At 72.1% G+C, this 24,162-nt stretch carries 22 protein-coding genes and 2 riboswitches; of the genes, 11 read left to right on the top strand and 11 right to left on the bottom strand.

The annotated features are described in order from the left end of the window. Positions 1 to 2: 2 nt before the first annotated feature. Positions 3 to 1,148: an MFS transporter gene (locus LB823_RS20995; protein WP_224651173.1), complete on the bottom strand. Its 1,146-nt coding sequence runs from the start codon at positions 1,146 to 1,148 to the stop codon at positions 3 to 5. Positions 1,149 to 1,279: 131 nt separating this feature from the next. Beyond that, positions 1,280 to 1,397, top strand: a riboswitch (SAM riboswitch). A gap of 9 nt (positions 1,398 to 1,406) precedes the next feature. Here LB823_RS20995 and LB823_RS20990 point away from each other — a divergent pair. Continuing rightward, positions 1,407 to 2,555: a homoserine O-acetyltransferase gene (locus LB823_RS20990; protein WP_224651140.1), complete on the top strand. Its 1,149-nt coding sequence runs from the start codon at positions 1,407 to 1,409 to the stop codon at positions 2,553 to 2,555. Between the two features lie 21 nt (positions 2,556 to 2,576). Here the strand turns inward: LB823_RS20990 and LB823_RS20985 are convergent, their stop codons facing one another. From LB823_RS20985 to LB823_RS20975, 3 genes are all read right to left on the bottom strand, one after another. Next, entirely contained in the window at positions 2,577 to 4,004 is a 1,428-nt protein-coding gene (locus tag LB823_RS20985) for a hypothetical protein (RefSeq protein WP_224651176.1), read from the bottom strand. 109 nt (positions 4,005 to 4,113) lie between these two features. After that, a complete protein-coding gene (locus tag LB823_RS20980; protein ID WP_224651137.1) occupies positions 4,114 to 4,425 on the bottom strand; it encodes a DUF3017 domain-containing protein in 312 nt (103 codons plus the stop codon). Next, the gene (locus tag LB823_RS20975) at positions 4,425 to 5,291 is read right to left on the bottom strand and encodes a bifunctional methylenetetrahydrofolate dehydrogenase/methenyltetrahydrofolate cyclohydrolase (protein ID WP_224651134.1); all 867 of its coding nucleotides are present in this window, start codon (positions 5,289 to 5,291) and stop codon (positions 4,425 to 4,427) included. Before LB823_RS20975 ends, LB823_RS20980 begins: the two co-directional genes overlap by 1 nt. A gap of 87 nt (positions 5,292 to 5,378) precedes the next feature. On the opposite strand from LB823_RS20975, the gene LB823_RS20970 reads away from it, so the two are divergent. Both LB823_RS20970 and LB823_RS20965 read left to right on the top strand, forming a co-directional pair. Further along, positions 5,379 to 5,969, top strand: a complete 591-nt coding sequence (locus tag LB823_RS20970; RefSeq protein WP_224651131.1) for an HdeD family acid-resistance protein — start codon at positions 5,379 to 5,381, stop codon at positions 5,967 to 5,969. A gap of 49 nt (positions 5,970 to 6,018) precedes the next feature. Next, positions 6,019 to 6,483 carry a tRNA (cytidine(34)-2'-O)-methyltransferase gene (locus LB823_RS20965; protein ID WP_224651128.1) on the top strand — a complete coding sequence of 155 codons (465 nt, stop codon included), beginning with the start codon at positions 6,019 to 6,021 and terminating at the stop codon, positions 6,481 to 6,483. A 33-nt stretch (positions 6,484 to 6,516) separates the two neighbouring features. Here LB823_RS20965 and LB823_RS20960 read toward each other — a convergent pair whose 3' ends face one another. Both LB823_RS20960 and LB823_RS20955 read right to left on the bottom strand, forming a co-directional pair. Further along, positions 6,517 to 8,382, bottom strand: coding sequence for an alpha/beta-hydrolase family protein (locus LB823_RS20960; RefSeq protein WP_224651125.1), 1,866 nt, complete (start codon positions 8,380 to 8,382; stop codon positions 6,517 to 6,519). 35 nt (positions 8,383 to 8,417) lie between these two features. Then, the gene (locus LB823_RS20955; RefSeq protein ID WP_224651115.1) at positions 8,418 to 9,857 is read right to left on the bottom strand and encodes a short-chain fatty acyl-CoA regulator family protein; all 1,440 of its coding nucleotides are present in this window, start codon (positions 9,855 to 9,857) and stop codon (positions 8,418 to 8,420) included. 147 nt (positions 9,858 to 10,004) lie between these two features. Between LB823_RS20955 and prpD the strand changes: the two genes are divergently transcribed. The 4 genes from prpD (at position 10,005) to LB823_RS20935 (ending at position 17,233) form a co-directional block, all read left to right on the top strand. Beyond that, positions 10,005 to 11,510, top strand: coding sequence for a 2-methylcitrate dehydratase PrpD (prpD, locus tag LB823_RS20950; RefSeq protein ID WP_224651110.1), 1,506 nt, complete (start codon positions 10,005 to 10,007; stop codon positions 11,508 to 11,510). Between the two features lie 17 nt (positions 11,511 to 11,527). Next, positions 11,528 to 12,442, top strand: a complete 915-nt coding sequence (prpB, locus tag LB823_RS20945) for a methylisocitrate lyase (RefSeq protein WP_224651170.1) — start codon at positions 11,528 to 11,530, stop codon at positions 12,440 to 12,442. After that, positions 12,442 to 13,557: a bifunctional 2-methylcitrate synthase/citrate synthase gene (locus tag LB823_RS20940; RefSeq protein WP_224651108.1), complete on the top strand. Its 1,116-nt coding sequence runs from the start codon at positions 12,442 to 12,444 to the stop codon at positions 13,555 to 13,557. Before prpB ends, LB823_RS20940 begins: the two co-directional genes overlap by 1 nt. Positions 13,558 to 13,846: 289 nt before the next feature. Further along, positions 13,847 to 17,233 carry a pyruvate carboxylase gene (locus LB823_RS20935; protein WP_224651166.1) on the top strand — a complete coding sequence of 1,129 codons (3,387 nt, stop codon included), beginning with the start codon at positions 13,847 to 13,849 and terminating at the stop codon, positions 17,231 to 17,233. A 54-nt stretch (positions 17,234 to 17,287) separates the two neighbouring features. Here LB823_RS20935 and metE read toward each other — a convergent pair whose 3' ends face one another. Beyond that, entirely contained in the window at positions 17,288 to 19,576 is a 2,289-nt protein-coding gene (metE, locus tag LB823_RS20930; RefSeq protein ID WP_224651103.1) for a 5-methyltetrahydropteroyltriglutamate--homocysteine S-methyltransferase, read from the bottom strand. A 146-nt stretch (positions 19,577 to 19,722) separates the two neighbouring features. After that, positions 19,723 to 19,915, bottom strand: a riboswitch (cobalamin riboswitch). A gap of 76 nt (positions 19,916 to 19,991) precedes the next feature. Further along, entirely contained in the window at positions 19,992 to 20,225 is a 234-nt protein-coding gene (locus LB823_RS20925; RefSeq protein ID WP_224651101.1) for a DUF167 domain-containing protein, read from the bottom strand. Positions 20,226 to 20,266: 41 nt separating this feature from the next. On the opposite strand from LB823_RS20925, the gene LB823_RS20920 reads away from it, so the two are divergent. Together LB823_RS20920 and LB823_RS20915 are read left to right on the top strand one after the other, a co-directional pair. Then, positions 20,267 to 20,869, top strand: a complete 603-nt coding sequence (locus LB823_RS20920) for a CHAP domain-containing protein (protein ID WP_224651098.1) — start codon at positions 20,267 to 20,269, stop codon at positions 20,867 to 20,869. Then, complete coding sequence (locus LB823_RS20915) at positions 20,866 to 21,741, top strand: patatin-like phospholipase family protein (RefSeq protein WP_224651089.1); 876 nt, start codon at positions 20,866 to 20,868, stop codon at positions 21,739 to 21,741. Before LB823_RS20920 ends, LB823_RS20915 begins: the two co-directional genes overlap by 4 nt. Positions 21,742 to 21,744: 3 nt before the next feature. On the opposite strand, the gene LB823_RS20910 is transcribed toward LB823_RS20915, so the two are convergent. Beyond that, positions 21,745 to 22,326 (bottom strand): TetR/AcrR family transcriptional regulator, encoded by a 582-nt coding sequence (locus tag LB823_RS20910; protein ID WP_224651080.1) that lies wholly within the window; start codon positions 22,324 to 22,326, stop codon positions 21,745 to 21,747. 56 nt (positions 22,327 to 22,382) lie between these two features. Between LB823_RS20910 and LB823_RS20905 the strand changes: the two genes are divergently transcribed. Continuing rightward, positions 22,383 to 22,820 carry a PaaI family thioesterase gene (locus tag LB823_RS20905; RefSeq protein WP_224651077.1) on the top strand — a complete coding sequence of 146 codons (438 nt, stop codon included), beginning with the start codon at positions 22,383 to 22,385 and terminating at the stop codon, positions 22,818 to 22,820. Then, positions 22,817 to 23,380 (top strand): pyridoxamine 5'-phosphate oxidase family protein, encoded by a 564-nt coding sequence (locus tag LB823_RS20900; protein WP_224651062.1) that lies wholly within the window; start codon positions 22,817 to 22,819, stop codon positions 23,378 to 23,380. The genes LB823_RS20905 and LB823_RS20900 overlap by 4 nt, the downstream gene beginning before the upstream one ends. Here the strand turns inward: LB823_RS20900 and LB823_RS20895 are convergent. Next, a complete protein-coding gene (locus LB823_RS20895; RefSeq protein WP_224651060.1) occupies positions 23,310 to 23,714 on the bottom strand; it encodes a DUF4440 domain-containing protein in 405 nt (134 codons plus the stop codon). The two genes, LB823_RS20900 and LB823_RS20895, sit on opposite strands and share 71 nt — an antisense overlap. Before the next feature lie 16 nt (positions 23,715 to 23,730). Continuing rightward, a partial coding sequence (locus LB823_RS20890; protein ID WP_255604179.1) for an OB-fold nucleic acid binding domain-containing protein occupies positions 23,731 to 24,162 on the bottom strand: 432 nt, incomplete at its 5' end.

Here is a 24,162-nt window from a genome sequence, read left to right as displayed (position 1 = left end):
CCCTACCGAGGGGCTCCGACAGGTTCCGCGGTCCGCCGCGCGAGCAGCATCCCGATCCCGAAGACGACGAGGCCCGCGAGCGCCAGCGCGCTGCCCGCCAGCGCGGGCGCGGTGTACCCGCCGCCCGCCGCGATGACCGCGCCGCCGAGGAGGGCGCCGAGCGCGTTCGCGATGTTGAGCGCCGAGTGGTTCAGCGTGGCGGCCAGGGTCTGCGCCTCGCCGGCGACGTCCATCAGGCGGGTCTGGAGCGCGGGCACGAGTGCGGAGGCGGTGAGGCCGATGAGGAAGAACAGGGTCACCGCGGCGAAGGGCTGCGGCGCGAACACCGAGAACAGCGCCTGCAGCACGACGAGCGCGGCCAGCGCGACCGCGATCGACCGCGTCACCGAGCTGTCGGCGGCGCGGCCGCCCACGACGTTGCCGATCACCATGCCGACGCCGTACGCCGCCAGGACCGCCGGCACCGAGGCCGCGCTCAGGCCCGAGACCGAGGTGAGCGTGGTGGAGATGTACGTGTACACGGCGAACATGCCGCCGAAGCCGACGACGCCGGTGAGCAGCGCGAACCACACCTGCGGCCGCGCGAGGGCGCCCAGCTCCGTGAGCGGGTTGGTCACGGGGATCTGCACCGACGGCAGGAAGGCCAGCAGCGCCGCCACGGTGACGGCGCCGATCACCACCACGACGCCCATGGCGTACCGCCAGCTCAGGGCGGTCCCCAGCCAGGTGACCAGCGGCACGCCGATCACGTTCGCGACCGAGAGCCCCATCAGCACCTGCCCGACCGCGCGACCGCGCTCCGCGGGGCCCGCGAGGTGCGCCGCGACGAGCGCGGCCACGCCGAAGAACGCGCCGTGCGGGAGCCCCGCGACGAAGCGGGCCGCCATCAACGTCCCGTAGGTCGGGGCGAACACCGACAACGCGTTGCCGACGGTGAACGCGATCATCAGCGCGATGAGGAGCACCCGGCGCGGCACCCGGGCGAAGGCGGCCGCGATGAGGGGCGCCCCGACCACGACGCCCAGCGCGTACGCCGAGATCACGTGGCCGGCGACCGGCTCGGTGACCTCGAGGTCGGCGGCGATGTCGGGCAGCAGCCCCATCGCGGCGAACTCGGTGGTGCCGATGCCGAAGCCGCCGAGCGCCATGGCGCCGACCGCCAGCCTGGTCCGGGTAGAAGATTCCACGGAACGGTGTAACGCCTCACCGCCTTCCGCGCTTCCCGCCCACCCCTGTGACCTCGTTCACGGAACTGCCCGTCGGTTATGCTGCAGCCAGTGGTCATGAGTGTCAGTGCGCAGCCCCGGCTTGCTGACCGGCAACCCTCCACCGCGGTGGGGTGCCCCGGGTGATGACCCGGTTTCCCGGCGGCCCCCGCCGGGTGGCAAGCGCGAGGAGAGGGTTCGGTGACCATCAGCACCCGCACAGGCCGGCCCACCGACAGCCTCCCGGGCGACTGGGCCCGGGTTCCCGACGGTGCGCTGCAGTCGGTCGCGCTCGGCCCCCTGGTCCTCGAGTCGGGTGAGGTCCTTGAGGACGTCACGATGACCTTCCAGCGCTGGGGCACCCCCAACGCGGCACGGGACAACGTGCTCCTGACGCTCCACGCCCTGACGGGCGACTCCCACGTCACCGGCCCGGCGGACGACGACCACCGCTCCGCCGGCTGGTGGGACGGGTTGATCGGCCCCGGCGCCGCCGTCGACACGGACGAGTGGTGCGTCGTCTCCGCGAACGTCCTGGGCGGGTGCTCGGGTTCGACGGGGCCCGCGTCGATCGCGCCGGACGGTCGCCCCTACGGCTCCCGCTTCCCGGTGATCACGGTCCGCGACCAGGTGGAGGCCGAGGCGGCGCTGCTGCGCGCGTTGGACGTGCACGACATCGCGTCTGTCGTGGGCGGGTCGATGGGCGGCGCGCGGGCCCTCGAATGGGCCCTGATGTACGGCGATTTCCTGCGCTCGGCGCTGGTCCTCGCCGTGGGCGCCCGCGCCACGGCCGACCAGATCGGCACACAGACCACGCAGATCGCCGCGATCAAGGCCGATCCGGCCTGGCAGGGCGGCGATTACCACGACAGCGGCACGCATCCCGACGCCGGCCTCGGCGTCGCGCGGCGGATCGCGCACCTGACCTATCGCACCGAGGTCGAGCTGGACAGCCGGTTCGAGAACCGGCCGCAGGGCGACGAGGATCCCCGCGCGGGCGGCCGGTACGCCGTGACCTCCTACCTCGAGCATCAGGCCGCGAAGCTGGTGAACCGGTTCGACGCGGGCAGCTACGTGGTGCTCACCGACGTGCTCAACCATCACGACGTGGGCCGCGGTCGCGGCGGCGTCGAGGCGGCCCTGCGGGGCTGCCGGGTCCCGGTCGTGGTGGGCGGCATCGATTCCGACCGCCTCTACCCCCTGCGCCTGCAGCGCGAGCTCGCGGAGTCGCTGCCCGGCAGTGACGATCTGGTGATCGTGCACTCCCGCGACGGGCACGACGGCTTCCTCACCGAGATGGACGCCGTGGCGGCACTGCTGCGCCGGACCCTGGAGTTCGCGCGCCGCTGACCCGCCGGGCGGAACGTCCCGTCAGGGTGCGGGTTCGGTCACCGTCGGCGCCGCGACGTCGCCGATCGCCGGCCCCGGCGCCACCTCGGCGGAGGACGGATCCGACTGCGCCGCTCCGGTGTTCACCGGATTCGAGCTCGAGCCGCCCGTGCCCTGCGCGCCGCCGGCGCCGGGGGCGACGAGGCCGTTCCCCGGCATGGGCAGCGGGGCGTCCGGGCTCGGCGGGTTCGTGCCCGTACCCTCCGTCGGCGTGCCCGGCCCCGTGGTCCCGGACGGCGACCCCGTCGGGGTGCCGGTCGGGGTGCCGGTAGGAATGCTCGGGAGGATCGTGGTCGGGAGGGTTCCCGTCGGCGACGTCGGCGGAGCGGTCGGCGACGTGGGAACCGGCGGCCGAGTCGTGGTGGGCACCACGGGCGGCGGCGCGAAGGTCGTCATCGTCGGGGTGACCGCGTCCCCGCGCCCCGGCTCGGGCGCCACGGTAGTGGGCACGACAGGCCGCTCCGGCGGCAGTGACGACGTGACGGTGGCGATCCTGGTCTCCGACGCGGACTCGTCCTCCTCGGAGGTCACCGAGTCGGAGGAGGTGGGGACGACCTGCTCCGTGCTGCGCGCGGCGGGGCCGATGATCCCCGTCGCGTACCCCGTGGCCAGCACCGCACCGGTGAGCGCGGCGACCACGAGCAGCGGCAGGATCGCCGCGGTGAGGCGGACGCTGTGCCCGCCCAGGACGCCGATGCCGCTGTCGACCAGCGACGACGGCGCGGCGCCCGCCGCCCGGCGGTCCGCCGCGATCAACGCGGCACCGGACGCCGTGATGGTCTCGGGCTCGTCGATGAGGAGCGGTTCGATGCCGGCGTCCCGAGCCACCCCGGCGATCGCTTCCCGCACTACGGTGTTCAGCGCGCCGGAGCCTACGAGTGCCATCGCCTCGGGGGCGGCGGACGCAGCGGAGGCCGCCGAGCGCACGAGCGCGGCGACGTCGTCGGTCGAGGCGGCCCCGGCCCCGTCGAGCACGACGGCGCGGGTACGGCGCTCGGCGACGACGGCACCGTCGCGCACGGTGTACAGGCGCGTCTCATCGGCGCCGAGGTCGGCGACGAGCGCGGTGTCGTAGCGGGCGATGGAGCCGCGTTCGCCGAGGCCTCGCAGGACGGCGTCGGCCTCGCGGACGATCCCCGCCGCGCGGACGCCGCCGCGCGCGCCCAGGCGGACGGAGAGCAGATCGCGCCGCGAACGGACGGTCACCGCGGATGCGTCGACGTCGCGCTCCGCATGGCCGGCGAGGAGGTCGAAGCCCGAGGACAGCAGGTTGCCGCGGCGCCCGAGGCGGTACGGACCGGGATCGATGGTGCGCGCCTCGCGGCCGACCACGTGCCCGTCCTCGATGTCGAGGAGCACGCAGTGCACGGGTCCGGAGCCGACGGAGGCACCGAAGGACGAGATCCGCATGGCACCTCCGATCGGATCGCTCGACGAACCGTTACCTGAGCACATCATACCCGATGCCTAAACGTTACATACAAGAATGCAAATTCGAAGTTTCGAGTATGCGGGTTGGCTAGGTGCCGAGCGCCTTGATCCCGTACGAGACGAAGAGGATCGCCGCAGCCGCCAGGGCGAGCACGGTGACGTCGAACCACCTGCTCCGCACCCGGAGCAGCCCCTGCCTCCGTTCGGGCAGGGCGGCACGCAGGACCGCGGCGAGGCCCGTCCCCGCGCCGAAGACGTACAGGCCGCGGCGCCAGTACTCCAGCCCGACCAGGACCATCCCCGTGGTCAGTACCCCCACGACGGCCACGTACCCCGCGTTCGCGATCACGGCGCGCACCATGCGGGCGCGCCGGTACTGCTCGACCGCGGGTTCGGCCACTAGGCCTCGTCCGAACGCGCGAGATCGCGCTCCGCGGCGTCGATCACGTTCCCCAGCAGGAAGGCCCGGGTCAGCGGACCGACGCCGCCGGGGTTCGGCGAGAGGTGACCGGCGACCTCGGTGACCTCGGGGGCGACGTCGCCGCGCAGGCCGTCCTCGGTGCGGCTGACGCCGACGTCGAGCACGGCGGCGCCGGGCTTGACCATGTCGGCGGTGATCAGTCCGGGCACGCCGGCGGCGGCGATCACGATGTCGGCCCGGCGCACCTCAGCGGCCAGGTCCCGGGTGCCGGTGTGGCACAGCGTGACCGTGGCGTTCTCGGAGCGGCGGGTGAGCAGGAGGCCGATGGGCCGCCCCACGGTGACACCGCGCCCGACGACCACGACGTGCGCCCCGTCGAGCGGGACGTCGTAGCGGCGCAGCAGGTGCACGATGCCGTGCGGGGTGCAGGGCAGCGGCCCCGCGGCGCCGAGCACGAGCCGGCCCAGGTTCGTCGGGTGCAGGCCGTCGGCGTCCTTGGCCGGGTCGATCCGCTCGAGGATCGCGTTCTCGTCGATGTGCTTCGGGAGCGGGAGCTGCACGATGTAGCCGGTGCACGAGGGATCGGCGTTGAGGTCGTCGATCACGGCCTCGAGCTCGCCCTGCGTGATCTCCTCCGGGAGATCGCGGCGGATCGACTCGATGCCGACCTTCGCGCAGTCGGCGTGCTTGCCCTTGACGTAGGAGCGCGAGCCCGGGTCGTCCCCGACGAGCACGGTGCCGAGCCCGGGGACGACCCCGCGGGCCCGCAGCGCCGCCACGCGCTCTCGGAAGCTCTCGAAGAGTTCGTCGCGGGTCTTCTTACCGTCCAGTACAAGCGCCGTCACGGCCCACATCCTATCGCCCTGGGATCAGCACGACGATTTCCGCCGGTTCGAGTCGCCTTCGTTCGCCATCCAACAGATACTGACTCCATGACTCATCAGAACCCCCTCCAGCAGGGCATCCAGCAGGGCGTCAAGTCGACGTGGCAGGCGATCCTCGCCCTCGGCGTCCTCTCCATCGTGCTCGGCGTCATCATCGCGGTGTGGCCCGGACCGACCACGCTCGTCGTCGGCATCCTCTTCGGCGTCTTCCTGCTCCTGACCGGCGCGTTCCAGGTGATCGCCGGCATCCTCGGCGAGACGCAGCACCGCGTGCTCACCGTGATCAGCGGCGCGCTCGCGCTCGTCCTCGGCGTCTCCTGCTTCCGGGACGACGTGGTCAACTCGGTCGCGATCCTCGGCATCTGGATCGGCGTCAGCTGGATCTTCTCGGGCGTCACGTCCATCGTGATCGGCATCTCCGACAAGCAGCTCCCCAACCGCGTGTGGGTCGTGATCCTGGGCCTGATCAGCCTCGCCGGCGGCGCGGTGCTCATCGCCTACCCGTTCTCGGTCGAGGTGCTCGTGCTGGTCGCCGGCATCTGGGCCGTCGCCATCGGCATCGTGCAGGTCATCTCGGCGTTCCAGCTGCGCAGCACCGCCAAGCAGGTGCAGCAGCGCGTCTCCGACCTGGTCGGCTGACGGCCCCTCCTCCAGCGACTGCGGGACACGGGTGACAGGATCGTCGCCCGTGTTCCGCATTCTGTTCTTCGAGCCCCGGATCGCCCCCAACACGGGCAACGCGATCCGCATCGCCGCCGTCACCGGATGCGAGCTGCACCTGGTCGAGCCGCTGGGCTTCGACCTCTCCGAGCCCAAGCTCCGCCGCGCCGGCCTGGACTACCACGACCTCGCGCACGTGAGCGTGCACGCCGACCTCGACGCCGCCTGGGCGGCGCTGGAGCCGCGCACCGTCTACGCCTACACCGCGCACGCGACGCGGCACCATCACGAGGTCGCGTACGGGCCCGGCGACGTCCTCCTCTTCGGCCCCGAGCCCACGGGGCTCCCGCCGGAGGTGCTCGGGGACCCGCACATCACCGAGGCGCTCCGCATCCCGATGCTCGCCGGCCGCCGCTCCCTCAACCTCGCGAACAGCGCGGCGATCGTCGCCTACGAGGCGTGGCGGCAGAACGGTTTCGACGGGGCCCTCTGACGGCGCCGGAACACCGGCGCCGCCCCGCCGCGGCTAGCCCGTCGGCTCGTTGTAGCCGTTCTGGCTGTTGAGGATCGGCCGCAGTTTCGCCGTCTTCTCCGGCGTCCAGCCGGGCGGCTCCAGGATCGCGGCCCAGGCGTCCGCGGCGGCCTTGACGTAGCTGTGCCCGTGCCCGTCCGGGACGTTGACGGCGACGGCCATGTCGGCGGAGACCTGCAGGAAGGTCACGATCGGCACCCACGACACCGAGGACAGCACGTCGACACCGCGCTCCTCCCGCAGCCAGTCCGGCTTGCTGAAGGCGAGGTCCGGGGTCCACCGGCCGATCGGATCGGACGCGTGCTGGAGGTAGACCACGCGCGGCCCGTTCCACGGCCCCGTCGGCTTCGCGAGATCCTCGGCGCGGGCGGCGAACCGGACGTTGGCCCCCTGCTGATAGACGGGCAGCCACTCGGGCGAGCCCGCGTCGCGCTGCTCGGTCAGACGCACCCACATCTCGTTGTTGAAGGTGGGACCGGAGAAGAGGGCACCGTCGGTCCGGGCGAGCAGGTTGTTGAGCGAGAGGAACGGGGCCTCCCCGCCGAACGAGCCGAGGCTCTCGCCGAAGACCACGAGCTTGGGTCGCTGCCCCTCGGGCAGGGCCTTGACCCGCTTGTCGACCGCCTCGAACAGCGCCTGGCCGGCGTCCAGGGCGTTCTGCTTGTCGACGAGGAAGGACAGCCAGCTCGGCAGGAACGAGTACTGCATGCTGACGATCGCGGTGTCGCCGTTGTACATGTACTCGAGCGCCCCGGCCTCCGCCTCGTTGACCCAACCGGTTCCGGTGGTCATCGCCACCGCGACCACCTTGCGCTGCAGGCCACCCGTGCGCTCCAGCTCCTGCGCGGTCTTCTCCGCGATCGCCTGGTACCGGTTGGGGTCGTCGGAGTCCACGGAGCCGAGGCCCGCGTAGGTCCGGATCGGCTCCATGGCGGGGGCGCCGTTGAAGGCGGTGAGGTGCTCGACGGTCTGCGCATTGGAGACGAACACGCGCCCCTGCTTGCCCAGCGAGGACCATTCCACGAGCGAGCCCGGACCGCCCGATCGGAACGCGCTGGTGGGCGCGGGCCGGTCAGTCCCGCCCTCCCGGTTGACCTTCGAGAAGGTGTTGTTCATCGCGTCCATGGCGCCGCGCACGACGACGCCGTTGATCACGCCGACGGACAGGAGCAGCACGAGACCGACCGCGACCACCGCCGCGACGCGGGGCGGGCAGTAGGTGCCGAGCTTGCCGGCGATCCAGCGCACCAGCGTGCGCACGCCCTTGCCGACCTCGACGAAGACGTAGAGGAGCACGATCGACAGCACGCCGATCTCCAGGTAGTCGACGAAACGCAGGTACTCGACGTCCATCAGGTCGCGCAGCCTGGTCTGCCAGGAGTCGAAGAACAGGACCATGCCGGTCGTCCCGACGATGCCGATGCCGGCCAGTCCCCACCACGCCTTGCGCGGCACGGGCGGGGTGGAGTCCTGCGACCGCATGAACCGCACGAGCCACACCCCGAAGACGCCGAACATGTAGCCGAGCGCGCCGGAACCGCCGCTGACGAGGCTCTGGAACAGCGGGCCGCGCGGCAGCAGCGACGGGGTCAGCGAGAGCCAGAGGAAGACGAGCCCGACCGCGGTGCCGGTGAACGTGTAGCGGTGCGACCACCAGGCGCGGAACCGGTCGAGCAGTGCGGCCGCGCCGGACTCGCCCCCGTCCGGCTTCGCGACCTCGGCGTCGCTCTTCGCGACGGCGACCTCCGCGCCGGTGCCATCGGTCCCGGTACCGGCCTCGACAGCCTTGGCAGCGGGCGCGGCGTCTGCCTCGGCCTCGGTACCGGCCTCGGCGGCCGCGGGCTCGACCTCGTCGTTCATCCGACCTCCCCTGGGGATGCGTGTGTTGCGCGTAATCATGCCCTTTCCGCGTCGGATGCGCGTGCAAAGGAGTACGGAATCGGCTCGGCCCGGTTCTCGTCCACCTCGATCGGCCTGCCGAGATGCGGAAAGGCGCGCTGCGCGCACCGCGGGCGGTCGCACACCTTGCATCCCGCCCCGATGGGGACGAAGGACTCCGGGTCGTCGAGGGCGAGGCCGCGCGAGTACACCACCTTGTGGGCGTGCGCGAGGTCGCACCCGAGGCCCACCGCGAAATCCCTCCCCTGCCCGAGGTATCCGGCCGCCCCGCGGTCGGAGGTCGTGCGCGCCACCCACAGGTAGGCGCGGCCGTCCGGCATCTGCGCGACCTGGGTGCGGATCCGGCCGGGGGACGTGAAGGCGTCGTGGACCACCCACAGCGGACAGCCCCCGCCGACGCGGGAGAAGTGGAACGCGGTGGCGGACTGCCGCTTCGAGATGTTGCCCGCGCGATCGGTACGCACGAGGAAGAAGGGGACGCCGCGACGGCCCGGCCGCTGCAGCGTGGAGAGCCGATGACACACGGTCTCGAAGCCCACCTCGAACCGCGCCCCGAGGAGGTCGACGTCGTACCGCAGTTCCTCGGCCGCGCGCAGGAACCGCTCGTAGGGCAGGACCAGCGCGCCCGCGAAGTAGTTCGCGAGTCCCACCCGCGCCAACTCCCGCGACCGGGTCGGCAGCGTCGTGGCCTCCCCGACGATCCGATCCATCGCCTCGCCCCGGGTGAGGAAGGCGATCTGCGTGGCGATCTGGAAGGCGCGCTGCCCGTGGTCCAGCCGCCGCGCGAGCGTGAGCACGCGGGACTCGGGGTCGTAGTGCCGACGGGGCCCGGACCGGTCCGGCTCGCCGTCCCGGATCCGGACGGTGACCCCGTGCTCGTCCCGGAGCAGCCGCGCGAGCTGCAGATCGAGCCCGCCGACGGTGAGGCCCCGGCTCTCGAAGAGACCTTCCGCGGCGTCGTCGAGGTCGGCGATGTGATTGCGGCGGTCGTAGAAGAAGTCCCGCACGTCCTCGTACGGCGTGGCCACCGCGCCGCCGGCCCCCGCCGCGACCCCCGAGGACAGCCGCTCGACCTGCTCCGTCGCCCCCCGGAGCCGGCGGTGCATCGCGACCACGGCCCGGGCGACCGCCGGCGACCGCGCCACCAGGTCCTCGACCTCGCCCGCCGTCGCCGCGGCCCCGTCGCCGCCCTCGGCCAGCGCGTCCTGGAGGTCCGCGACGAGGCGGGCGTCGGACTCCGCCGCGAAGAAGCCGACGTCGAGGTCGAAGGTGGAGTTCAGTTTGAGCAGCACCGGCACGGAGAGCGGCCGCTGGTCGTTCTCGAGCTGGTTCACGTAGCTGACGGACAGCTCCAGCGCCTTCGCGAGCGCGGTCTGGGTGAGGCCGCGGTCGTCCCGCAGGCGCTTGATGCGCGCACCCACGAACAGCTTCTGCATGTCGCGAATGCTACCCCGCGCGATTTCCACAACATTCGCAAAAGGCCGAACAGCCCTTTGCACGATTCCACACGTGCAACACATTTCGCGGACCGTCCGCCGTGCATAGCGTGTGAATCACCGATCCCGGCAAGAAGGAGTCCCGACGTGCAGACGCACCCCGTGCGCACCCACCGCTCAGCTGAGAACTTCCCGCGCGAGGAGCACCTCGCCTGGAAGATCGCGCAGGTCGCGGCGGACCCCGTCGCCGTGCCCGACGACACCGCCGAGATGGTGATCAACCGGATCATCGACAACGCCGCGGTGGCGGCCGCGTCCGTCGCGCGCCGTCCGGTCGCCAACGCCCGCGCCCAGGCCGTCGCGCACCCCTACTCCCCCGGCGCGACCGTATTCGGCGTTCCCGGCCGCTTCTCGCCCGAGTGGGCGGCGTGGGCCAACGCCACCGCGGTGCGCGAGCTGGACTTCCACGACACCTTCCTCGCGGCCGAGTACAGCCACCCCGGCGACAACATCCCGCCGATCCTCGCCGTCGCCCAACACCGCGGCGCGACGGGCGCCGACCTGCTCCGCGGCCTCGCCACGGGCTACGAGATCCAGATCGACCTGGTGCGCGCCATCTGCCTGCACGAGCACAAGATCGACCACGTCGCGCACCTCGGCCCCTCCGCCGCCGCCGGCATCGGCACCCTCCTCGGCCTTCCCACCGAGACGATCTACCAGGCGATCGGGCAGGCGCTGCACACGACGACCGCCACCCGGCAGTCGCGCAAGGGAGAGATCTCCAGCTGGAAGGCGTACGCCCCGGCGTTCGCCGGAAAGATGGCGGTCGAGGCCGTCGACCGCGCGATGCGCGGCGAGGGCGCACCGTCGCCCATCTGGGAGGGCGAGGACGGCGTGATCGCGCGGCTCCTCGGCGGTCCCGAGGCGAGCTACGCCGTGCCGCTCCCCGGCCCCGGCGAGGCCAAGCGCGCGATCCTCGACTCCTACACCAAGGAGCACTCGGCGGAGTACCAGAGCCAGGCGCCGATCGACCTCGCGCGCCGGATGCGCGAGCGGGTCGGCGATCTCGAGCTGATCGAGAAGATCGTCCTGCACACCAGCCATCACACCCACTACGTCATCGGCACCGGCTCGAACGACCCGCAGAAGTTCGATCCCCGGGCCTCCCGCGAGACGCTGGACCACTCGGTGATGTACATCTTCGCCGTCGCGCTCCAGGACGGCGGGTGGCATCACGAGCGGTCGTACGCCCCCGAGCGAGCGCAGCGCCCCGACACCGTCGCGCTGTGGAAGAAGATCTCCACCGCCGAGGACCCGGAGTGGACGCGCCGCTACCACTCGACGGACCCGTCCGAGAAGGCCTTCGGCGCCCGCGCCGAGATCACCCTCGCCTCGGGCGAGGTGATCGTCGACGAGCTCGCCGTGGCCGACGCGCACCCGCTCGGCGCCCGGCCCTTCGCGCGCGAGCAGTACATCGAGAAGTTCCGGACCCTCGCCGATGGCGTCGTCGAGAAGGCCGAGCAGGACCGCTTCCTCGAGGCCGCGCAGCGGGCCGGATCGCTCGGGGCCGGCGAGCTCGATCGGCTCACCTTCACCGCGTCCGACGAGGCGCTCGCCCGCACCCCGGAGCTGAACCCGGGACTGTTCCGATGAGCGGCGACGAATCCGCCGTGAGCGGCCTGATCGCGGCGCGGGCCTCGGCGAGCGACAAGCGCAAGGCCTTCCGCGCCGCGCTCTCCTCGGACCGGATCGTCCGGCTTCCCGGCGCTTTCAATCCACTGACGGCGAAGCTGATCCAGGAGATCGGCTTCGAGGGCGTCTACGTCTCGGGCGCCGTGGTGGCCGCCGACCTGGCCCTGCCGGACATCGGTCTCACCACCCTGACCGAGGTCGCGACCCGGGCACAGCAGATCGCCAGGGTCACCGACCTTCCCACGCTCGTGGACGCCGACACCGGTTTCGGCGAGCCGATGAGCGCGGCGCGCACCGTGACGATTCTCGAGGACGCGGGCCTCGCGGGCCTGCACCTGGAGGACCAGGTCAACCCGAAGCGGTGCGGTCATCTCGACGGCAAGGCCGTGGTCCCCGTCGACGAGGCCGTACGTCGCCTGCGCGCCGCGGTCGCGGCGCGGCGCGACCAGGACTTCGTGATCTGCGCTCGGACGGACGCGGCGGGGATCGAGGGGATCGACGCGGCGATCGCTCGCGCGCGGGCCTACGCGGACGCCGGAGCGGATCTCATCTTCACCGAGGCGCTCCACACCGCCGCCGACTTCGAGCGGTTCCGAGCGGCGGTGGACACGCCCCTGCTCGCGAACATGACGGAGTTCGGCAAGTCCGACCTGATCGATGCCGGCGTCCTCGAGTCGATCGGCTACGACGCGGTGATCTACCCGGTCACCACGCTGCGCCTCGCGATGTTCGCCGCGGAGGAGGGCCTGCGGGAGATCGCCGCGCAAGGCACTCAGCAGGCGTTGCTCCACCGGATGCAGCCCCGCAGCCGCCTGTACGAGTTGCTGCAGTACGAGCGGTACAACGATTTCGATTCCGGCATATTCGATTTCACACTGTCCAGGAGCCAATGATGACCAGTCCGACCATCCACAAGGGCCTCGCCGGCGTCGTCGTGGACACGACTGCCGTCTCCAAGGTCGAGCCCGAGACCAACTCGCTCACCTACCGCGGGTACGCGGTACAGGACCTGGCAGCGCAGTGCAGCTTCGAGGAGGTCGCGTACCTGCTGTGGAACGGCGAGCTCCCCTCGCCCGAGGAGCGCGTCCGTTTCGAGGCCTCGGAGCGCGCCGCGCGGGCCGCGGACCGTTCGTTGCTGGAGCTCATCGCGCGGCTGCCCGCCGCGTGCCACCCGATGGACGTCGTCCGGACGGCGATCAGCTTCCTCGGCGCGGATGACCCGGACGAGTGGGACTGCTCACCGGAGGCACTGCAGGCCAAGGGGTTGCGCATGCTGGCCGTCCTCCCCACGATCGTCGCGGCGGATCATCGCCGGCGCCGAGGTCTCGACCCGATCCCTCCGGACCCCCGCCTCGGGTACGCGGAGAATTTCCTGCACATGTGCTTCGGCGCGATCCCCGAGCGGGAACTCGTCCGCGCCTTCGAGGTGTCGCTGATCCTGTACGCGGAGCACAGCTTCAACGCCTCGACCTTCGCCGCGCGGGTCGTCGCATCCACCCTGTCGGACATGTACAGCGCCGTCACCGCCGCCATCGGCGCCCTCAAGGGGCCGCTGCACGGCGGCGCCAACGAGGCCGTCATGCACGACATGGAGGAGATCGGTGATCCCGCGAACGCCGAGGCATGGATGCGGGACAAGCTCGACCGTCGGGAGAAGGTGATGGGCTTCGGGCATCGCGTGTACAAGAACGGGGACTCGCGGGTTCCGACCATGAAGCAGGCCCTCCTCGACATCGCGGCGCGTACCGATGGGGAGAAGTGGGTACGGATGTACGAGGTCCTCGAGAAGACGATGCACGACACCACCGGCATCAAGCCCAATCTGGACTTCCCGACGGGGCCCGCGTATCACCTCCTCGGATTCGACACGGAGGTGTTCACGCCGATCTTCGTGATGTCGCGCATCACGGGGTGGACCGCCCACATCATCGAGCAGGCGGCGGCGAACGCGCTGATTCGTCCGCTGTCCGCGTACGTCGGGGTTCCCCAACGGGCCATTGAGACATAAAATATGTTTGATACGATGCTGGTCGAGCAGGGTTTCGTGCGCCGCACTCGGTTCGCGCAGCCGATTGCCGAACGCAATAGATCGGATGTTTTGGCCTCACCGACGCGGGATATCTCAGCGGCTCCAGCATTCACTCAGCATTTCGCGCACTTCCGGATAAGATTGATCGGGTCTCTCTCGAACAGCGTCGGGCTGACACCCCCAGCACGCCGCCCCATAGGACCGAACCACATGCAACGACGGGAGCACTCCAGTGACAGGCATCGCCGCAGACCGACCGCCGGTGAACATGTTCGACAAGGTCCTGGTGGCCAACCGTGGTGAGATCGCGATCCGGGGCCTGCGCGCCGCGGTGGAGAGCGGCTCGAAGACGGTGGCCGTCTACCCGTACGAGGACCGCAACTCCCCGCACCGCCAGAAGGCGGACGAGGCGTACCAGATCGGCGCCGAGGGCCACCCGGTCCGCGCGTACCTGACCGTCGGGGAGATCATCCGGATCGCGGTCCAGGCCGGGGCGGACGCGGTATACCCCGGGTACGGCTTCCTGTCGGAGAACCCCGACCTGGCTGCGGCGTGCGCGGCGAACGGCATCACCTTCGTCGGGCCGTCGGCGGACGTCCTGGAGCTGACGGGCAACAAGGCGCGGGCGATCGCGGCGGCGCGGGCGGCGGGTCTGCCTGTGCTCGATTCGTCGGCTCCGTCGTCGGACATCGGCGAGCTCCTCGCGGCCGCGCAGGACATGCACTTCCCCGTCTTCGTCAAGGCCGTCGCAGGTGGCGGCGGGCGCGGCATGCGCCGCGTCACGGCGATCGAGGACCTGCGGGACGCGATCGAGATCGCCTCGCGGGAGGCGGAATCGGCGTTCGGCGATCCGACGGTGTTCCTCGAGGAGGCCGTGATCGACCCGCGGCACATCGAGGTGCAGATCCTCGCGGACAACGTCGGCAACGTGATCCACCTGTACGAGCGCGACTGCTCGCTGCAGCGGCGGCATCAGAAGGTCATCGAGATGGCCCCGGCGCCGAACATCTCCGACGAGCTGCGGGAGCGGCTCTGCACGGACGCGGTGAACTTCGCCAAGGAGATCGGCTACAGCTGCGCGGGCACCGTCGAGTTCCTGGTGAACCCCGAGGGGCGGCACGTCTTCATCGAGATGAATCCGCGGATCCAGGTGGAGCACACGGTGACCGAGGAGGTCACCGATGTGGACCTGGTGGCGGCGCAGCTGAAGATCGCCGCGGGCGCCACGCTGCCGGAGCTGGGCCTGACGCAGGACGCGATCCGGCTCAACGGCGCCGCCCTGCAGTGCCGCATCACGACGGAGGACCCCACGGACGGCTTCCGGCCCGACACCGGCCGGATCACCGCGTACCGGTCTCCGGGCGGCGCGGGCATCCGCCTGGACGGCGGCACGTCGGTGGGCGCGGAGATCAGCCCGCATTTCGATTCGATGCTGGTCAAGCTGACCGCTCGTGGCCGCGATCGGGCGACGGCCATCGTCCGCGCCCGTCGCGCACTCGCGGAGTTCCGCATCCGCGGCGTGGCGACGAACATCCCTTACCTGCAGGCGGTCCTGGCCGATCCGGCGTTCGTCGCCGGCGAGGTGACGACCTCGTTCATCGAGCAGCGCCCGGAGCTGCTCACCGCGCGCGGTTCCTCGGACACGGCGTCGAAGATCCTGCGCTACCTGGCGGACGTCACCGTCAACAAGCCGCACGGCGTGCGCCCGACGAAGATCTACGCGGTCGACAAGCTTCCCGCGGTGGACCTTTCGGCGCCCGCGCCGGAGGGATCGAAACAGCGACTCGAGCGGCTCGGCCCCGCCGGCTTCGCCGCGGACCTGCGCGCGCAGACCGCGCTCGCGGTCACCGACACCACCTTCCGCGACGCGCACCAGTCGCTGCTCGCGACCCGGGTGCGGACCTCGGCGCTGGCGACGATCGCGCCGTACGAGGCCCGGCTCACGCCGCAACTGCTCTCGGTGGAGGCGTGGGGCGGCGCCACCTACGACGTCGCGCTGCGGTTCCTGCACGAGGACCCGTGGGAGCGCCTCGCCACCCTCCGCGAGGGGCTGCCGAACATCTGCCTGCAGATGCTGCTGCGCGGCCGCAATACCGTCGGCTACACCCCGTACCCGCAGCAGGTGACCGACTCGTTCGTCGCCGAGGCGGCGGCGACCGGGGTGGACGTGTTCCGGATCTTCGACGCGCTCAACGACGTCGAGCAGATGCGGCCCGCGATCGAGGCCGTCCTCGCCACCAACACCGCGGTCGCCGAGGGCGCGCTGTCCTACACCGGCGATCTGTCGAACCCCGCCGAGGACCTGTACACCCTGGACTACTACCTCGGCGTCGCGGAGAAGATCGTGCAGGCCGGCGCCCACATCCTGGCGATCAAGGACATGGCCGGGCTGCTCCGGCCCGCCGCGGCCACGACACTGGTCACCGCGCTGCGCAAGGAGTTCGACCTGCCCGTGCACGTGCACACGCACGACACCCCCGGCGGGCAGCTCGCCACCTACCTCGCCGCGTGGACCGCCGGCGCGGACGCCGTCGACGGCGCCGCGGCGCCGCTGTCGGGCACCACCAGCCAGCCCTCGCTGTCGTCGATCGTCGCCGCAACCGCGCACACCGAGCGCGACACCGGGATCGACCTCGACGCGGTCTGCGCGCTCGAGCCCTACTGGGAGGCCGTGCGCGGGGCCTACGCGCCGTTCGAGTCCGGCCTCAAGGCCCCGACGGGGCGGGTCTACCACCACGAGATCCCCGGCGGCCAGCTGTCGAACCTGCGGCAGCAGGCCGGCGCGCTCGGCCTGGCCGAGCGGTTCGAGGACATCGAGAACTCCTACGCCGCGGCCGATCGCATGCTCGGCCGCCTGGTCAAGGTCACGCCGTCGTCGAAGGTGGTCGGCGACCTCGCGCTCGCACTCGTCGGCACGGGCGTCAGCCCGGACGAGTTCGCCGCCGACCCCGGCAAGTACGACATCCCCGACTCCGTGATCGGCTTCCTCCGCGGCGAGCTCGGCACCCCGCCCGCGGGCTGGCCGGAACCGCTGCGCACCCGCGCCCTCGAGGGCCGCGCGGGCGCGACGCCCGTGACCGAGGTCCCCGCCGACGAGGCCGCCGAACTCGCCGGAACGAGCGAGCAGCGGCGAGCGGCGTTGAGCCGCCTGCTGTTCCCCGGTCCGATGCGCGAGTTCACCGAGCACCGCGCGGAGTTCGGCGACGTCTCGAAGCTCTCGACCAACCAGTTCCTCTACGGGCTGCGGCAGGGCGAGGAGCACCGCGTACAGCTCGCGACCGGCGTCGAGCTGCTCATCAAGCTCGACGGCGTCGGCGAGCCCGACGAGCACGGCAACCGCACGCTGGTGTGCACCCTCAACGGCCAGCTCCGCACCGTCGCCGTTCGCGACGACTCGGTCAAGGCCGACATCCCGGCCGCGGAACGCGCGGACAAGATGAACCCGGGCCACGTCGCCGCGCCGTTCGCCGGCATGGTCACCCCCACGGTCCACGCCGGTTCCACGGTCGAGGTCGGCGACCAGATCGCGACGATCGAGGCGATGAAGATGGAGGCCGCGATCACCGCACCCGTCGCCGGCACCGTCACCCGCGTCGCCCTCGCCGGGGCCACCCAGGTCGACGGTGGCGACCTTGTCGCCGTCATCGAGGGCTGACCCGCACCACGGACAGGGCCCGGCCGCGCGAACGCGGCCGGGCCCTTCCTTCTCTCACAGCGTGGCGCGCACCGCCTTCGCCGCTGCGACCAGGTTCCGCAGGGCGGCCACCGTCTCCTGCTGACCGCGGGTCTTCAGGCCGCAGTCCGGGTTCACCCACAGCCGCTGCGCCGGCACGGCGTCCAGGGCCGCACGCAGCGACGACTCGATCTCCTCCTGCGCCGGGACCCGGGGCGAGTGGATATCGTAGACACCGGGCCCGACCTGGTTGGCGAAGCCCGCCTCGTTGAGGTCGGCGAGGATCTCCATCCGCGACCGCGCGGCCTCGATCGACGTCACGTCCGCGTCGAGATCGGCGATCGCGCCGATCACGTCGCCGAACTCCGAATAGCAGAGGTGCGTGTGGATCTGGGTGCCGTCGGCCACGCCCGAGGTCGACAGCCGGAACGAGCCCGTTGCCCAAGCGAGGTAGGCCGAGCGGTCCGCAGCCCGCAGCGGCAGCAGCTCACGCAGCGCGGGCTCGTCGACCTGGATGACCTGCACGCCCGCCCGCTCGAGGTCCACCGTCTCGTCGCGGATCGCGAGCGCCACCTGGTCGGCCGTCTCGGCGAGCGACTGGTCGTCGCGGACGAACGACCAGGCGAGGATCGTGACCGGCCCGGTGAGCATGCCCTTGACCGGCCGCTCCGTGAGCGTCTGCGCGTAGGTGATCCACGAGACGGTCATCGGATCGGTGCGGTGCACGTCGCCGTACAGGATCGGCGGCCGCACGCACCGAGTGCCGTAGGACTGCACCCACCCGTTCTCGGTCGCGAGGAAGCCGTCGAGGCGCTCCGCGAAGTACTGCACCATGTCGTTGCGCTCGGGCTCGCCGTGGACGAGGACGTCGATGCCGAGCTCCTCCTGCAGCGCGACCACATCGGCGATCTCGGACTGCATGCGCCGCACGTACTCGGCCTCGTCGATCCTCCCCGCGCGCAGGTCGGCGCGGGCGACCCGGATCGCGCCGGTCTGCGGGTACGAGCCGATGGTCGTGGTCGGCAACAACGGGAGATCGAGCCGGTCCCGCTGGACCACGGCGCGATCGGCGGCCGCGGTTCGGCCGGTCCCGGTGGCGCGCAGGGCGATGAGGCGGTCGCGCACCGTCGCATCGTTCAGGCGGGGATCCGCGCTGCGGGCCGCACGGACCGCGGCGCTCCGCCCGAACTCCGCGGCGACCACGGGGCGCCCCTCGGTGAGGGCGCGGGCGAGGACGACGACCTCGTCGATCTTCTCCTGAGCGAAGGCCAGCCAGGCGCGAACCCCCTCGGCGCCAGCGGGTTCGGGCGCCATCTCCGCGGCGACCGCGTAGGGCACGTGCAGCAGCGAGCAGGACGTGCTCACGGCCAACGCACCCGCTGACCCGGACAGCATGCCCAGGGTCGCCGACGCCGATGCCAGGTCGGTGCGCCAGACGTTGCGCCCGTCGACGACGCCCGCGAGCAGCAGCTTGTCCTGGAGCGCCGGCACGGCGGCGACCGCCGCGACGGCGGCGGGATCGGTCACCAGGTCGACGGCGACCGCCTCGATCGCGGTGCCGGCCAGGGCCTCCAGCGACGGCCCCGGCGAGCCGAAGTACGTCGCCACGAGGATCGACGGCCGGTCGGCGGCCGAGGAGAGCTCGCCGTACACCCGCGCCGCCTCGCCGGCGAGCGACAGGCCCGCCTCCGTCACCAGCACCGGCTCGTCGATCTGCACCCACTGCGCACCCCGGGCCGCCAGCCGCGCCAGGAGATCCCGGTAGAGCGGCAGGAGCTCGTCCAGGCGGGAGAGCGGCTCACCGGCACCGTCGACCGGCTTGGCGAGCGCGAGGAAGGTGAGCGGTCCGACGACGACCGGGCGCGCCGGGACGCCCTGCGCCAGCGCCTCGTCCAGATCGCCGAGCACCTTCTCGGGGTGCAGCGCGAAGGCGGTCGCCGGCCCGATCTCGGGAACGAGGTAGTGGTAGTTCGTGTCGAACCACTTGGTCATCTCGAGCGGGGTGACCTCGGCGGTACCGCGCGCCGCGGCGAAGTACCGGTCGAGCGGATCCTCGATCCCCGCGACCCGGGGCGGCAGGGCGCCGAGCAGTTCCGCGGTGTCGAGCATCTGGTCGTAGTAGCTGAACGTGTTGGTGGGGACGGAATCCAGCCCGGCGGCGACCAGCCGTGCCCACTCGTCGCGCCGGAGGCCGGCGGCGGTGGATGCGAGCTCGGCCCGGGTGATCGAGCCCTTCCAATAGCCCTCGATCGCGCGCTTGAGCTCGCGCCGGGGGCCGATGCGGGGAACACCGAGGACGGTGCGGGTGAAATTCGGTGCGGTCACGTGAAGGACCGTTCCTTTCGTGCGTAGCCAGGGCGGGCCACCCGTCCGGACGCACGTACGCACGACTCGCGGACCGTCGACGTGCGACGTCCGTTCGTCCTGTGCGGTCGCACGCCCGGTCCGCGAGGCGGCACACCACCGGACGCGGCGCGTCCGGTACAGCGGGCAGGTATTCGGACTCGCAGGCGCGCCCTGGGGCTCCTACCGGTCGCTGCTTCCCAGGCTCTGCGGCCCAGTGCATTCGTCGCGACTTTCGTTCCTGCTCACCGCTGCGGGACAGTCCCGGATTCCCACCGGGTTCCCTCTCGATCCGCGGTTCCCCACGGCACCGAGTTGTCGCGGCCCGAGGCTTCGGCGCGACATACCAGCTGCACCTTCCAGCATGCCATGCCGCTCCGTGACGGCGGGCGTCACCTCAGTCGTCGACGGCGAACCGCTTGAGCCGGCTGGTCTGCCCCGCGATCAGCCGCACGCGGGACTTCGGCACCCCGAGGTGGGAGGCGAGCAACTCGACGGCGGCCTTGTTCGCCTTGCCCTCGGTGGCCGGCTCGCGCACGAACAGGGTGAGCGCGCCGGCATCGTCGACCTCCACCGCGGGGCCCTTGCGGCTGCCGGGCTTGATCCTGCAGGTCACGGTGCGCGGGCTCATCGCCCCATGATCGCAGGTTCACCACTGAGTACAGTGGATTCATGGGGTTGAGGAAGGCAGGGCTCGTCGCCGCCGCGGTGGTCGCCGCGCTGGTGGTGCTCGCGGGCGGCGTCGTGTGGCTCTCCAGCGTGCATCAGACGCCGCTCACGAAGCACCTCCCCGCCGAGTTGAAGCCCCGCGTCTACCCCGCGGTCTCGACCGCGGGCCTCGATCCCGCGCGCGTCCGGATCCTGGAGAACGTGCGCCGCGAGTTCGACGCCAACCGCCCGGGCACGTACTTCTCGGAGGGCGTCGACGAGCCCTGGTGCGCCGACTTCGTCTCGACGGTGCTCCGCGATTCCGGCCTGCCGCTGCACAACCCGAACTCCGGGACCTGGCGCATCCCCGGCGTGTACACGCTCACCGAGTACTTCCAGAAGGCCGGGAAGCTGGAGTCGGCGACCGCGTACCGGCCGCAGCCGGGCGACGTGGTGCTGTACACGCCGGAGCACCCGGCGATGCGCCAGCACACCAACTTCGTCGTCGCGGTGTCGGGCGACAGCGTCACCACCGTCGGCGGCAACCAGGAGGGCGGCATCAGCGCCTGGACGTACCGGCTGACCGACACCTTCGGCCTCGCCGGGTACGGGGTGCCGGCCCGATGACGGTGCTCGAGGCGCTGCGAGCGCGGCTCACCTCCGGAAGCCTTCCGGGAGAGCGCTCCGACGGGCTGCGGATCGCCGTGTGCATCGAGGGCGGCGGCTCGCGCTCCGCGTATTCCGCGGGGATGGCGATCGCGGTCGACGAGCTCGGCCTGCTGCCCGCCGTCGACGCGATCTACGGCACCTCGGGCGGCGGCCTCAACGCGGCGTGGCTGGTCTCCGGCGAGGGCCGACGGTGGCTGCCCTCGTGGGGCTGGGAGGAGGTGCTGGCCGAGCGCGTGGTGCACCCGCGGCGGGCGCTGCGCGGCGGCGTCGTGGTGGACACGCAACACCTGGTGGACCGGGTCTACTCCGACGTCACGCCGATGAACTTCGCCGCCATCCTCGCCAGCCCGATCTCCCTGCACCCCTTGGCCGTCGACGCGCACACCCGCCGGGTGGCCGACCTCGCGCCCTACGTCACCGACGCCGCGACGCTGCGCACCGCGCTGCGCGCGACGACCGCCCTCCCTCTGCTCGCGGGGCGGCCCGTGCGGCTCGCCGGGCGGGAGTTCCTCGACGGCGGCCTCGCGGAGAAGGTACCCCTGGCCACCCCGATCGATCAGGGCGCCACGCACCTGCTCGTGCTGCGCACCACCTCGGAGGACGCGGCGCCCCGCTCCTCCCGCGCCGAGCAGTGGGTCCTGGACGCGTACTTCACCGCCCGCCGCGCCGCCCCCGCTCCGGAGCCGGCCGCGGTCGGCACCGCCGAGGTGCTGCAGGTCTGGGTCCCATCCGGGAGCCCTGCCGTCGGCAGGCTCTCGGGCGACGGTCCGCTGATCTCCCGCGCCGTCGAGATCGGCCGGGACGCCGCGCTCCTCGCCCTCGCCGGATAGCCCTCAGTCGCGCAGCAGTCGTCCGGCGAGGCGTTCGGCCTGATCCGCCGCGGCGGGCGGCGGCGGCTCGCCGGCGACGAGGTGCCGGCGCGCGACCGCGAGGGGCAGCTCGTACAGGGCGAAGGCGACGTCGGCACGCGAGCATCCCGCATCCGCGGCCACTCGGCCGACGATCCCCGCGATCCGGTCCTGCCGCTCGGTGTCGAGCGCCGCCCACTCGGCGGCCGCGGCGGCCGGCCAGGAGTCGACGGCGAACGCCTGGGGTCCGGCCTGCAGGACGAGCGCCTCGCCGAGGTCGGCGCGGCAGCGCTCCACGATCCACCGCGCGCTCGACGCGGCGTCGGAGCTAGCCGCGAGGTCTCCCCAGGCCGCGGTGTAGTCCTCGTGGAACCGGCGGACCGTCCGGAGCCAGACGGCCGCGAGCAGAGTGGGACGGTCGGGGAAGAGGTGGTACACGGATCCGCTGGGCGACTTGGACTCCCGCACGACAGCGGCCACCGTGAGGCCCCGCGTCCCGTCCCGCGCGAAGAGCCGGACGGCGGCGTCGAGCAGCCCGTCCGGATCGTGCAGCCTCGGCCTTCCCATGACCGCGATCCTATGTTAGACCTGTTTTAGAGAGAAGTCCCCAAAAAGGAGCCGTCATGCTCGAACCCAACGCGGAGTCCCTCGCCCTCGCCTCGGCGATCCTCGACGCCCAGCCCTTCAACGCCGTGGTCGGCGCGCGGATCACGGCGTTCGGCGGGGGCGTTGCGGAGCTGGTCCTCGACATCGAGGACCGGCACCGACAGCAGTTCGGCGTCGCCCACGGTGGCGTCCTCGCGTACCTGGCCGACAACGCGCTGACCTTCGCGGCGGGGTCGGTCCTCGGCACGGACGTACTCACCGGCGGCGTGGACGTGAACTACCTCCGCGCGGCGCGGGACGGGCGACTGCGCACCGCGGCGACGGTCGTACACCGGGCCCGAACGCACGCCGTGGCCACCGCCGAGATCTGGCACGAGTCCGGCGACGGCGAGCCGCGCCTGTGCGCCATCGCCCGCGGCACCGTCTTCGTCACCGCCCCGGGGACGTCGCGGTGACCGCCCCGGACGTACCGTGGGCGGCCGCGCGCACCACCGTGCGCCGCGCCGTGCGCTCGTCGCTGCACTGCGCGGTCGCGTCCCGCAATCCCGACGGTTCCCCGCACGTCACCCCCATCGGCTCGATCCTGCTGGATCGAGAGGCCCGCTCGGGCATCTACTTCGACGTGTTCAACGCGCGGCTCGCACGCAACCTCGCACTCGACCCCCGGGTGACGGTGCTGGCGGTCGACAGCGGCCCGCTCCGCTGGCTGCGCGCGCTGCTCCGCGGGCGGTTCGAGCAGAGCCCCGGGGTCCAGCTCGTGGGCACGGCCGGCCCGGCGCGGCCCGCGCTCCCCGAGGAGATCGCCCGGTTCCGCAGGGTCGTCGGCCCGCTCGGCAGGACCCCCGGCGGGCGCGCCTTCTGGGCCGACCTGTCCCGGGTGCGCGACCTCCGCTTCGACGACGCCCGGCCGGTCCGTCTCGGCTCGATGACGCGTGAGCGGCGAGTCAGTCCGCGACGACGGTGCCCTGATGGAACATCACCGTCCACCGGTTCTCGCGGCGCCGCCACACGGTGAGCCGCCGGGTGCTGCGCTCCCCCTGCACCAGCGTGTACGTGAGCAGGTAGACCGACGCCCCCATGGCGCGCACCTGGAACTCGCCGGTCTCCCAGTCCGATTCGTCCTGCGGCACAGCCATACGCTCGGCGAGCACCGCGCGGACGTGCTCGCGGCTGTACCGTCGCCCCGAGGCGCCGACCTCCCAGAAGTCCTGCGCGACCGCGTCGTCGAAGTCCTGCAATGATCGCCAGCAGGGGCCGTGGAAGACGGGTTCGCGGCGACGGAGGTCCGCGAGCACCTCGCGCAGCTCCGGCGCCGTGGTGCGGTCCGGTTCGTACGCCTCCTCGGTCACTTGCCCAAGGCTACCCTCACTGCCAGTCGCGGGACCGGGAGGGCACCGACAGGTCCATGCGCTGCAGCCGGTCGGCGACGACGGTGACGGCGCCCTCCGCGTTCTGCAGCTTCCCCCGCACCAGCAGTGCGGGCGCCGACTGCGCGAGCCGCCGGTACCGCGCCCACAACCCCTGGCTGCACACCACGTTCACCATCCCGGTCTCGTCCTCGAGGTTGATGAAGGTGACGCCGCCCGCGGTGGCGGGCCGCTGCCGGTGCGTGACGGCCCCACCCACCAGCACGCGGTCACCGTCGGGCAGCGAGAGCAGGCGGTCGGCGCGGACGACGCCGAGCCGGTCGAGGGCGGGCCGGAGGAACTCCGTGGGGTACTTGCCGACGGTGACCGACGTGGCCCACACGTCCGCCGCCGCGAGCTCCGTCTCGCTCATCCCGGGCAGGGTGGGCGG

It is taken from the genome of Tsukamurella sp. M9C, assembly GCF_020169415.1.
In the GTDB taxonomy this organism is placed as follows: domain Bacteria; phylum Actinomycetota; class Actinomycetes; order Mycobacteriales; family Mycobacteriaceae; genus Tsukamurella.
The sequence above is the reverse complement of the archived record's forward strand: the minus strand, read 5'-3'. Positions and strand labels throughout refer to the sequence as shown.